At 39.3% G+C, this 11810-nt stretch carries 12 protein-coding genes and 1 riboswitch; of the genes, 6 read left to right on the top strand and 6 right to left on the bottom strand.

Going from position 1 to position 11810, the window contains the following annotated elements:
* The first annotated feature begins 375 nt into the window (after positions 1 to 375).
* Genes cecR through SB028_RS05800 form a run of 5 tightly spaced genes read left to right on the top strand, consistent with a single transcriptional unit; the run spans position 376 to position 6120 of the window.
* A complete protein-coding gene (gene cecR / locus SB028_RS05820) occupies positions 376 to 1074 on the top strand; it encodes a transcriptional regulator CecR (RefSeq protein WP_069367518.1) in 699 nt (232 codons plus the stop codon).
* 11 nt (positions 1075 to 1085) lie between these two features.
* On the top strand, positions 1086 to 2072 hold the full coding sequence (hlyD, locus tag SB028_RS05815; RefSeq protein ID WP_069367517.1) for a secretion protein HlyD: 987 nt from the start codon (positions 1086 to 1088) through the stop codon (positions 2070 to 2072).
* Between the two features lie 12 nt (positions 2073 to 2084).
* Positions 2085 to 3854: an ATP-binding cassette domain-containing protein gene (locus SB028_RS05810; protein ID WP_069730277.1), complete on the top strand. Its 1770-nt coding sequence runs from the start codon at positions 2085 to 2087 to the stop codon at positions 3852 to 3854.
* Complete coding sequence (locus SB028_RS05805; protein WP_069367516.1) at positions 3847 to 4998, top strand: ABC transporter permease; 1152 nt, start codon at positions 3847 to 3849, stop codon at positions 4996 to 4998. The genes SB028_RS05810 and SB028_RS05805 overlap by 8 nt, the downstream gene beginning before the upstream one ends.
* A gap of 12 nt (positions 4999 to 5010) precedes the next feature.
* Positions 5011 to 6120, top strand: a complete 1110-nt coding sequence (locus SB028_RS05800) for an ABC transporter permease (protein ID WP_069367515.1) — start codon at positions 5011 to 5013, stop codon at positions 6118 to 6120.
* Between the two features lie 107 nt (positions 6121 to 6227).
* Here SB028_RS05800 and SB028_RS05795 read toward each other — a convergent pair whose 3' ends face one another.
* The 5 genes from SB028_RS05795 to moaA form a co-directional block, all read right to left on the bottom strand.
* A complete protein-coding gene (locus SB028_RS05795) occupies positions 6228 to 6938 on the bottom strand; it encodes a Bax inhibitor-1 family protein (protein WP_069367514.1) in 711 nt (236 codons plus the stop codon).
* Positions 6939 to 7132: 194 nt separating this feature from the next.
* Positions 7133 to 7594 (bottom strand): molybdopterin synthase catalytic subunit MoaE, encoded by a 462-nt coding sequence (gene moaE, locus SB028_RS05790; protein ID WP_069367513.1) that lies wholly within the window; start codon positions 7592 to 7594, stop codon positions 7133 to 7135.
* A gap of 1 nt (position 7595) precedes the next feature.
* Positions 7596 to 7841: a molybdopterin synthase sulfur carrier subunit gene (gene moaD / locus SB028_RS05785; protein WP_069367512.1), complete on the bottom strand. Its 246-nt coding sequence runs from the start codon at positions 7839 to 7841 to the stop codon at positions 7596 to 7598.
* Complete coding sequence (gene moaC, locus SB028_RS05780) at positions 7838 to 8317, bottom strand: cyclic pyranopterin monophosphate synthase MoaC (protein WP_023581221.1); 480 nt, start codon at positions 8315 to 8317, stop codon at positions 7838 to 7840. The genes moaD and moaC overlap by 4 nt, the downstream gene beginning before the upstream one ends.
* Before the next feature lie 39 nt (positions 8318 to 8356).
* The gene (moaA, locus tag SB028_RS05775; protein ID WP_069367511.1) at positions 8357 to 9337 is read right to left on the bottom strand and encodes a GTP 3',8-cyclase MoaA; all 981 of its coding nucleotides are present in this window, start codon (positions 9335 to 9337) and stop codon (positions 8357 to 8359) included.
* Positions 9327 to 9469: riboswitch (molybdenum cofactor riboswitch) on the bottom strand. Its footprint overlaps the gene before it by 11 nt.
* Before the next feature lie 279 nt (positions 9470 to 9748).
* Here moaA and yvcK point away from each other — a divergent pair.
* Positions 9749 to 10687 carry a uridine diphosphate-N-acetylglucosamine-binding protein YvcK gene (gene yvcK / locus SB028_RS05770; protein WP_069367510.1) on the top strand — a complete coding sequence of 313 codons (939 nt, stop codon included), beginning with the start codon at positions 9749 to 9751 and terminating at the stop codon, positions 10685 to 10687.
* 104 nt (positions 10688 to 10791) lie between these two features.
* On the opposite strand, the gene SB028_RS05765 is transcribed toward yvcK, so the two are convergent.
* Positions 10792 to 11742, bottom strand: coding sequence for a DUF1266 domain-containing protein (locus tag SB028_RS05765; protein WP_069367509.1), 951 nt, complete (start codon positions 11740 to 11742; stop codon positions 10792 to 10794).
* Positions 11743 to 11810: the final 68 nt, after the last annotated feature.

The following is an 11810-nucleotide window of genomic DNA, read 5'->3' as shown; positions in this document are numbered from 1 at the left end:
AACAGTAGTCTCCTACAACCAGAACGTATAACACGGTGATTGAAATTAAAAATGACGGGCTTTCTTACGCTGTCAATCTATAAGCATTATTGCTATATAGGTACTATTATTTTTAAGTATAGACAGTGATGAAAGAGAATGAACCTTATTAGGTTAACTTAATAATCCCTATTCTAACAGTTTTTGCTATATTCAGAATACAAAAATAATTTTCAATAATAGATTGCACTTTTTTTATTACATATCATCTTTATTCGATTATTTATCACAAATTTCCCCTATTGTTCAATATCATCTAATATAATATGCCTTGTTATCGCTGTTTTTAATATCATTGGTTTTGTTACATTTTACTTAAGTAAGGTATCTTCTATCATGTCAGACACCCAACAGAAGACGACGCGCGGTGAACTAGCAAAACGACAATTATTGGAAGCGGCATGTGAGATCTTTGGTAAAAATGGGCCCGATGCCGCCACAACACGCCAAATTGCACAAGCTGCTCAACAAAATATTGCCGCTATCGCTTATTATTTTGGTTCCAAAGAAGGGTTATATCTTGCCGTTGCACAGCATATTGCTGATCTTATTCGCCTTGATTTTGAACCAACGGTGGTCATTCTTGACGAATTTCTTGAACAACCTAACCCAGCAGAACACCTCCCATTACTGCAAACGCTTATCACAGATAGTTTTTTACAATATGCTCGCCTTGTGCTTGATAAAGAAAATATTCACCTTAGTCGTATTATGGCAAGGGAACAGCTTGTTCCAACCGAAGCATATTCCTTGATCCACCAGCAAGCGTTATCGCCTCTTTTAACGCGTGTAAACAAACTATTAGCCATCTATATTGGTTTAGATGCTGCTCTGCCTACAACGATGTTACATACTCACGCTATATTGGGAGAAGTGTTATCATTTCGTTTAGTGAGGGAAACGATCCTAAGGCAAACGGGATGGGATAGAATTGGTAAAAATGAGTATCAGATTATCTCCAACACCTTAAAAACGCATATTACTTTATTACTCAACGGATTAAGAGAGATTTACACTAACACTCATCATGCATAAATAGAGTTATTATGAAAACTAAAAAAGTCAGTTTGTTTATTATCTTAATGATTATTATCGGTATTGTTGCAGGTATCTATTATTACGAAGAAAACAAAGAGTCTGAATTAGTACTCTATGGCAATGTCGATATACGTACAGTTAATCTTAGTTTTCGTGTGGCTGGAAGGTTAGACACACTACAAGTTGATGAAGGTGCTCCTGTGCAAAAAGGGCAATTATTAGGCAAGCTTGATGATGCCCCCTATCGCAATGCACTCAATAAAGCTTATGGTGAGCGTGATAGTGCCATTGCTTCACTCGCTTTAATGGAAGCGGGATATCGCACTGAAGAAATCGCGCAAGCTCAATCTGATGTGTCATTAAAACAAGCTGCTTGGCGATACGCAGATAATTTTTATAAACGTCAGCGAGATCTTGCTAACCGAAAAGTCATTTCAGCCAACGATTTAGATAGCGCAAGAAATAATCGCAATCAAGCAGCAGCCGCCTTAAAAGCAGCGCAAGATAAGCTAAATCAGTATCAAAATGGTTATAGAAAAGAAGATATTGATGCGGCAAAAGGACAAGTTATGCAAGCTAAAGCCGCCGTTGCACAAGCTGAGTTAAATCTCCAAGACACACAATTACTCTCTCCATCACAAGGTACTGTGCTAACTCGCGCTGTAGAGCCTGGCACGATGTTATCTGCTGGAAGCCCTGTATTTACCGTGTCATTAACCAATCCCGTTTGGGTCAGAGCTTATATCAGTGAAACTCACTTAAGCGAAGCTGTGCCTAATCGAGAAGTTTATCTATATACCGATGGACGTAAAGATAAGCCTTATCACGGTACGATTGGATTTGTATCACCCACCGCCGAATTTACCCCAAAAAGTGTTGAAACACCGGAGTTAAGAACCGATTTAGTTTATCGCCTCAGAGTGGTTGTGACGGATGCCGATGACACATTACGCCAAGGAATGCCTGTTACCTTAAAATTTGCACCTACTCATTAAGTGGGAGGCAAAATGGAACACACTGATTACACCATCAAACTTCAAGATGTTGAGAAACGCTTTATAGGACTGGAAAGCCCCGCGGTTTCATCATTAACAGCCACCATCACAGGTGGCTCTGTAACGGGGTTAGTTGGTCCTGATGGGGCTGGCAAAACAACCTTAATGCGTATGCTTGCTGGTTTATTAAAACCGGATGCTGGTGATATCTGTATTTTAGGAATGGATCCGCAAAAACAGAGTGTCGATGTTAGAGCTATTCTTGGCTATATGCCACAAAAATTTGGGCTCTATGAAGACTTAACGGTCTTAGAAAACCTTAATCTTTATGCTGACTTAAAAAATGTCATCGGTGAGGAGCGAGAGAAAGTTTATCACCAATTGCTCACCTTTACCGATCTCACTCGCTTTACATCTCGCCTTGCAGGTAATCTTTCCGGCGGAATGAAACAAAAGCTTGGGCTTGCATGTACTTTATTAGGGAGTCCTAAAGTTCTGCTTCTTGACGAACCCGGCGTTGGGGTCGACCCCATTGCACGCCGTGAGCTTTGGCAAATGGTGCATGCTTTGGCCAGTGATGGCATGTTGATCCTCTGGAGCACTTCTTATCTTGATGAAGCAGAACAATGTAAAAACATTCTCTTACTTAACAAAGGAGAACTACTTTATAGTGGTATCCCTCAAGATTTAACCGCAAAAATGGTAGGTCGCTCTTTTCTACTTAATGTTGAAGGTCATCAGCGTAGAAAAGTATTGCAACAAGCAATTATTCAACCTCAAGTCACTGATGGTGTTATTCAAGGGCAATCCGTTCGTTTGATCTTGAAAAAACAGAGTAATCAAACTGAATTATTAAGTGCTTTGGGTAAACCTGATGCGAAGCTTATTCCTGCCACACCTCGCTTTGAAGATGCTTTTATAGATTTATTAGGAGGCGGCCCTTCTCATAAGTCTGAATTAGCTGAAATTATGCCTCAGATCCCTCCCGCACCTAATGAAACCGTGATTGAAGCACAACAGTTAACCAAAATGTTTGGGCAGTTTGCTGCGACCGATCATGTCGATTTCCAAGTTAAACGTGGTGAAATTTTTGGCTTATTGGGTCCTAACGGTGCAGGTAAATCGACAACCTTTAAAATGATGTGCGGTTTATTAGTTCCCACTAGCGGTAAAGCCCTTGTGCTTGGTATGGACTTGAAAGAAAGCTCAGGGAAAGCGCGTCAACATTTAGGTTATATGGCACAAAAATTCTCACTTTATGGCAACCTTAAAGTGGGACAAAACTTGAAATTCTTTTCTGGTGTTTATGGCTTACATGGTAAACAGCAACACAATAAAATCAACGATATGATCACAGCCTTTGGTTTACAACCCATGGTAAATCAAATCACTGAAACCTTGCCTTTAGGCTATAAACAACGCCTTGCCCTTGCGTGCTCTTTAATGCACGAGCCTGATATTCTCTTTTTAGATGAACCTACATCAGGCGTTGATCCATTAACACGTAGAGAATTTTGGCTACACATTAATGGCATGGTTGATAAAGGAGTAACCGTGATGGTTACCACTCACTTTATGGATGAAGCAGAATATTGTGATCGCATTGGTTTAGTTTATCGAGGAAAAATCATTGCGGCAGGCGAACCAGATTCACTCAAAAAAATGGTTGCCAGTGAGGATAATCCAACCCCTTCAATGGAAGATGCCTTTATTGGTTTAGTGCTGGATTACGATAAAAAACTTGAAAGTGAAAATGATAAAGGGAGCGAAAAACATGCATAATTCAGCTCAATCATCTCATGCTCGCTTTTCTTGGCGACGTTTATACGCACTGTGTTTAAAAGAAACAAAGCAAATTACTCGTGATCCCAGTAGTGCGCTAATTGCGATTGTTATTCCACTTACTTTGCTGTTTATTTTTGGGTATGGCATTAATTTAGATTCAAGCAAATTAAATATTGGTATTTTAACTAATCAACAAAGTCAACCAGCACAAGAGCTTGTTTACACCTTCACCAATTCACCGTATATCAATGCAACTATTAGCGATAATCGACAATTATTAATCGATAAAATGCAGGCGGGGCAAATTAGAGGTATTGTCGTTATTCCTGTTAATTTTGCTGAATTACTGGCTCGTCAGGATACTCAATCCCCCATTCAAGTGATCACTGATGGCAGTGAGCCCAATACGGCAAACTTTGTACAGGCTTATACCAAAGGCGTGTGGCAAATTTGGTTGCAGCAGCAAGCTATCAGTAAGGGAATTGATACTACGCCATTAATTGAAATAGAACCTCGTTATTGGTTTAATCCTGCGGCAATAAGTCAGCACTATATTATTCCAGGGGCTGTCACGATTATTATTACAGTCGTTGGCGCTATTCTTACCTCGTTAGTGATTGCCCGCGAATGGGAAAGAGGTACGATGGAAGCCCTTCTTTCCACTCAAATTACACGCACAGAACTTTTACTTTCAAAGCTTATTCCTTACCAAGTGTTAGGTAGCTTTGTCATGGTGTTATGTATGGTCGTTACGGTGTTTGTGCTTGGCGTGCCTTATCGAGGATCGTTATGGATTTTAGGCGGGATCACCTCGCTCTTTTTAGCGACTGCTTTAGGTATGGGATTGCTTATTTCCACGCTAACGCGTAATCAATTTAATGCGGCAATGATTTCGTTAAATGCGGCTTTTTTGCCCGCCATTATGTTATCAGGCTTTGTTTTTGAAATTGATAGCATGCCTATCTTTATTCAAGTCGTGACCTATTTTATTCCCGCGCGTTATTTTGTAAGCAGTTTGCAAACGCTATTTTTAGCGGGTGATATTCCGTTGATATTGATGCTAGATATGTGGCTATTGATTGTATCGGCGATATTTTTTATTGGATTAACGGCGTTAGCAACACGTCGTCGATTAGATTAAAGGGAGAGCTTTATGTTTTATCGCCTTCTCACCCTGATAATGAAAGAGTTACAATCATTATTACAAGAGCCTCAAACGCGTATTATTTTAATCATGCCGGTCATCTTCCAGATGATCTTATTCCCTTTTGCTGCGACGTTAGATGTGACCAATGCCTCTATTGCCATTTTTGATGAAGATAATGGTAAACAATCTATTGAGTTAACCCAACGTATCGCCAAAGCAAGTGCATTTTCTCAGACTCTTTTGCTTAAAAATGAACATGAAATAAAAGAAGCTATTGATAACCGCAAAGCGCTTTTATTAGTTCGCTTTCCACAAAATTTTAGTGCCGATTTAGAAAGCCGTGTTCCTGTGAAATTGCAATTAATCCTAGATGGTCGAAATTCTAATAGTGCGCAAATTGCGGCTAATTATGTACAGCAAATTGTACAAAACTATCAAACTGAATTAGCAGGCAATACACCTTCTCTACTGAATAAAACAGAACTTATTGTTCGCAATTGGTATAACCCGAATTTAAATTATAAATGGTTTATTGTACCTTCTTTAGTTGCGTTAATTATTACCATTGGCGTAATGATAGTTACCTCACTTTCTGTTGCTAGAGAGCGTGAGCAAGGTACATTAGATCAGCTGTTAGTTTCCCCCCTATCAACATGGCAAATTTTTGTCGGTAAAGCAGTTCCTGCAATGGTTGTGGCCGCTGTTCAAGGCACCATCGTATTAATTATTGGGATATTTGGTTATCAAATTCCCTTTTCTGGCTCATTATTGCTGTTTTACTTTACCATGTTGATTTATGGCTTATCGCTAGTAGGGTTTGGTTTATTAATATCAGCATTAAGTTCAACACAACAACAGGCTTTTATTGGTGTTTTCGTGTTTATGATGCCTGCGGTGTTATTATCTGGCTATATTTCCCCCGTAGAAAATATGCCTATTTGGCTACAACATGCCACATGGATAAATCCAATTCGTCATTTCACTGATATCACAAAACAGATTTACCTTAAAAATGCTGACATCACTGTTATATGGCACAGTTTGTGGCCTTTATTGGTCATTACAGTCGGAACGGGTAGCATTGCCTATTATCTTTTCCAACGGAAGATTGCTTAAAACAACAATTAAACTATTCAATAAAAAAAACCCCACAACTTATACGTTGTGGGGTTTATTTTTTATACTGTGGTTAAACAGCGTCTATCAACGTTATATCGCTAAAATTAACGACGGTCGCCTAAAATACGCAGTAACATTAAGAACAGGTTGATGAAATCTAAATAAAGCGTTAATGCACCCATAATTGAGTAACGGCGCATATTTTCTTTATCTTCTTGGTTAATTTCGCTACCCATATCTTTTAATTTTTGTGTGTCGTAAGCCGTTAAACCTGCGAAAATCAACACACCTGCATAAGAGATAACCATGCTCATCATTGAGCTTTGCATAAAGATATTCACGATAGACGCAATAATGATACCGATAAGCCCCATAAACAGGAAGCTACCCATACCTGTTAAGCTACGCTTAGTGGTGTAACCGTAAATACTTAATGCACCGAACATTGCCGCACAAATAAAGAAGGTACTCGCAATGGAAGATGCGGTATAAAGCAGTAATACGCTTGAGATAGTTACCCCTGTTAGCACGGAATAGAGCATAAATAATGAGGTTGCCATTGCGCCACTCATTTTATGAACCATACCAGATAACACGAAAACTAACCCTAATTGAGCAATGATCAAACCAAAAAAGACAATCTTGCTCGAGAAAATCATTGTTAATAATGCTTCGCTTGATGCCACGTAGAATGCAACAAACGCAGTGAGTAACAGACCTACCGTCATCCAACCATAAACCTGAGCCATAAAGGTTTGTAGGCCAGAACCTGTACGCTGTACGATTGAATCATTTGAACGTGAAAATCGATCCATGATGATTACCCTTTAATCATAGTGATAACGTTAGATTTAATAATAACGTTTATTTCAGTAAAGAGTCCATTATGGACTCATTAGAATTTAATTTTATCACACTGATTTTACATTTCCATGAAATAAACTGTATGAAATGTCACCATAAAATAAATTTAGGTAAAGTAATGTAGTATTTAATTAAGAGTGCTGATTTATTCCCAACGCTCAGCCGAGTCATAATCACTTTGGCGTGCATCAACCCATCTATCATTATTTTCAGAAAGCCCTTCTTTTTTCCAAAATGGTGCGCGTGTTTTTAAGAAATCCATAATAAATTCAGCGGATTCGAAGGCACTATTACGATGAGAGCTGGTGACACCGACAAACACTATTTCTTCACCAATATGCAAAGTTCCTACACGATGAATAACACTGACACGCTGCAAAGGCCAGCGAGAACGTGCTTCATTCACAATTTCTGTCAGTGCTTTTTCAGTCATTCCCGGATAATGTTCAAGTGTGAGTGTACTCACTTCATCACCAAGATTATGATTACGAACTTTCCCCGTAAAGGTCACAACAGCACCGTCGCTGTCGCACTCTGAAAGCCATTGGTATTCATCACCCACACTAAAATTTTCAGTTTGTACTGAAATACGCGTTGATGCGCTCATCTTATCCTCCTGTAACAGGTGGGAAAAAGGCGATTTCATCACCATCATTAATCACGTGAGAACCTTGAACAAAGGATTGGTTTACCGCAGAGAGTAACTTGCCATCCTCTAACGCGAGTGACCAACGTTCACCTTTGGTGATTAATACTTTGCGTAAATCGTCGACGGTGTGGTATTCACAATCTAATTCAAGAGAATCAACACCTACTAATTCACGGACTTGAGCAAAAAAGAGAACTTTAATCATGCTTCCACCTTAAAGTGACCTGATTTGCCACCTGTTTTTTCTAATAAGCGTACAGGCCCTATCACCATATCTTTTTGAACGGCTTTACACATATCATAAATCGTCAACGCTGCTACCGATGCCGCAGTTAAGGCTTCCATCTCAACCCCTGTTTTCCCCGTTAAACGGCAAACAGATTCAATGCGTACACGGTTAGATCCAGTGAGAGCCTCTAAACGCACTTCGACTTTAGTTAATAACAGCGGATGACATAATGGGATCAACTCCCATGTTCTTTTTGCGGCTTGAATACCAGCAATTCTTGCGGTTGCAAATACATCACCTTTATGATGTTTACCTTCGGTGATCATGCTTAATGTTTCTGCTGACATTTCAACAAAAGCTTCAGCTCGTGCTTCTCGCACTGTTTCAGCTTTAGCGCTAACATCCACCATGTGGGCTTCACCGGCAGCATTAATGTGAGTTAGTTGAGACATGCACAACTCCTGAAATTAACGAAATAACAGAGCGAAAAACTATCCACCAATAACAGATAAGTTCGGTGTCATACCGCTATCGCCTTGATGAAGAAAATGGGTTTCTCGTTTATGAAGAAGGCCCCCCTGAATACGCTGTTGTAATGCTTCTTGTTGACTATCATCAGCAAGTAAGTCACGTAAAGGAATACCATTTTCACCAAAGAGGCAAAGATGGAGGTTACCAATAGCTGAAACGCGTAAACGGTTACAAGTTGAACAAAAGTCTTTTTCATAAGGCATGATAAGACCTATTTCACCTTGATAATCAGGATGGGTAAATACTTGAGCTGGCCCGTCACTACGAGCGCGAGGAATTTGCAACCAACCTTCATTGAGTAAGCGCTGGCGGATCACTTCACCAGACAAATGAAAACGGTTGAATATATCACTACCATCACCGGTTTCCATTAATTCAATAAAGCGCAGTTGAATGGGTCTGTCTTTGATCCAATTAAGAAAATCAGGGAGGTTTTTGTCATTTACATTGCGCATTAGCACAACGTTAACTTTTACTTTTTCGAAACCCGCTGTAAATGCAGCATCTATACCTTCCATTACTTGGCTAAATTTATCTTGCCCAGTAATAGCATGGAATTGGCGAGGGTCGAGGCTATCAACACTCACATTAATTGCGCTTAACCCCGCATCACGCCATTGTGCAACATCTCTAGACAAACGATAGCCATTAGTGGTTACCGCGATTTTTTTGATAGATGCATTGTCTTTAATCGTGGCGATAATATCAGTAAAATCACGACGCATTGTAGGCTCACCACCTGTTAGGCGAATTTTTTCTGTCCCTAACGCGGCAAAAGATTGTGTCAGTCTGCTGATTTCATCTAACGAAAGAAATGATTTATGACCGTTAGGCTTATAACCATTAGGTAAGCAATAAGTACAACGAAAATTACACACGTCTGTAATTGAAAGACGTAAATAGAAAAATTTGCGGGAAAACGCATCAACGAGTTGTTGCATAGTAACACCTTTCCAAATCGGGAGATGCGGGCATTTCTACCTTGCACCCTGGTGACTTGTTTCGTCACGGCCAGAACATCATATCTTATAAACACAAGACTTAGACGTTAAGGCTAGGAGTTAATCTTTACCTGTTTATCACAGGTTTCTAATACCTATATATTTATTGTGGATTCTACCTGCTAATCTTTCAAAAAGCGAATACTGTTTTCGCTATATAATTTACAATACAACGACTTACGACACTTTAATCACTCCAATAACTTAAGTAAAAACACCTTTGCTGATTAAAAATTAAGCTATTAAAAGTAAAACTAAACTAGGAATGTGATGAAATCACGTCGTGATCATAGGCTTAAAATTTAATTGTGATAAATTAGCGGCAAATTTTTAAAGATGAGTAGAACAAATATGCGAAATCGCACGCTAAGTGATTTAGATCGTGTTGTTGCCCTTGGTGGTGGTCATGGCCTTGGACGTGTGCTTTCAGCACTCTCCTACTTAGGCTCTCGTCTTACTGGTATCGTTACAACAACAGACAATGGCGGTTCTACTGGCCGTATTCGCCAAGAAGAAGGTGGCATTGCGTGGGGAGATATGCGCAATTGTATTAATCAGTTAATTACTGAACCTTCTGTTGCTTCTGCAATGTTTGAATACCGTTTTTCTGGTACAGGCGAGCTGGCAGGACATAATTTAGGTAATCTAATGCTTAAAGCACTTGATAACTTAAGTGTTCGCCCCTTAGAAGCCATTAATCTTATCCGTGGGTTATTAAGAGTGAATGCTCACCTTATTCCCATGTCAGAACAAGCCGTTGATCTTATGGCGATAGACGATCAAGGAAATGAGATTTATGGTGAGGTCAATGTTGATATTTTACCTAAGATCCCCCAAAAGCTTGATCTCTATCCTAAAGTACCGACTACACGAGAAGCTATTGAAGCGATTGAACAAGCAGATTTGATCTTAATTGGCCCAGGTAGCTTTTTTACCAGTTTAATGCCTTTATTATTACTGCCAGAGCTTGCACAAGCATTGCGCCGTAGCAGTGCAACAACAATTTATATTGGTAACTTAGGTAAAGAGTTAAGTCCTGCTGCTGCCAGCATGACGATGTCTGATAAAATCGCCATGATGGAGAATTATATTGGTTTACAAACAATAGATGCCGTGATTATTAGCCCTGAAACACAATATGAATCGATGAAAGGTCGATTAATTGTACAAACTCAACTGGAAGCCAAAGATATTCCTTATCGTCACGACCGTCATCTATTAAGCAAAGCGATTGAGTTAACGTTACAACGATTAGGGCAACGTAATGCATCACCTCAAGCGATCAAATAGTATTTAACTTATCTGCTTTCAGAAAAAAACCGCATCTGCAATAAATAGCAAGTGCGGTTTTTGTCGATAAAAACACAATATCACGATTGGTTTCCAACGTGTTATTAGCTATTAAGCTGCTTTAATGTTATACGCTGGCTAATCACTTCTTCAATTTCGTCAAGAGTCATTGGTACATCATTTTTCATCAGACCAAGACCTGCCACAGTACGAGAGAATGACATTAAATCTAATGGAGGTAACTCCATGATCCAATTCTCTTCTGTTGCCAGCGTATCTTCTGCATTCAGAATATTTTGTATAACATCCGTAAACGCTTGATGAGAAGATACCCAATCTTGATCGCCACTTGCCCAAAACCAACGAGCTGCAATAAAGTTTCTCCACATATCTTCCCAACCATCATAGATCCGACGCAACATTGATGCGCTCATCAGTGACCATGTTTGGGCTTCTTGTTGAGTAATATAACCTTGCTGGCAACCTTCTAAACAGAGCTTATTAAAACGGCAGAGATCCCAAATAAGGTATTTCACATTTTGGATATTCATGCGATTTGTGCTCATCATATCGATTTGCCATAAACGCTCATTTTTATCGTGTTCCGTTAATTCTGAAAGTAAAATATCATTTTTTAATGACTGAACATCGTCTTCTTTGCCATCCAAAATCTGGTCACGTAGTTGATAAAAATCATTAGTGTGGCCTTGAGTGAGCAACCAAAATAATTGATAGACTAAATCCCAACGGTCGTTAATTCCCCAACCCGCAGATAATCCACCATCATCTTTACCTTGAGCGTATTCGTTATAAGCCCATTCATTCATTACCGCGTAAGGAGCTGCTACATATAACCCCCATTCGTTGGGCAACAATTGACCCGAGGTATTTTCTGCTTCAGATAAAATAGGCTCCTGCCCTACTGTTGATGGTTTTTGTAGCTCACTATCTTGTACAGCAAATTTACGTAACCATTTAAAAAGCATAATAAGAAGAATAACACCAAGAATTACCCCAGCAGAGCTAGGAAACCCTGCATAAACATAACCACTCATTCACTGTCCTTAATGTCTTTTTATCTTTGTAACTATTTATCTTTGTAACTAATTGACGCTTTGTTTGT

It is taken from the genome of Proteus vulgaris (genome assembly GCF_033708015.1).
Taxonomy (GTDB): Bacteria; Pseudomonadota; Gammaproteobacteria; order Enterobacterales; family Enterobacteriaceae; genus Proteus.
This window is presented reverse-complemented; position numbering and strand designations above follow the sequence as displayed.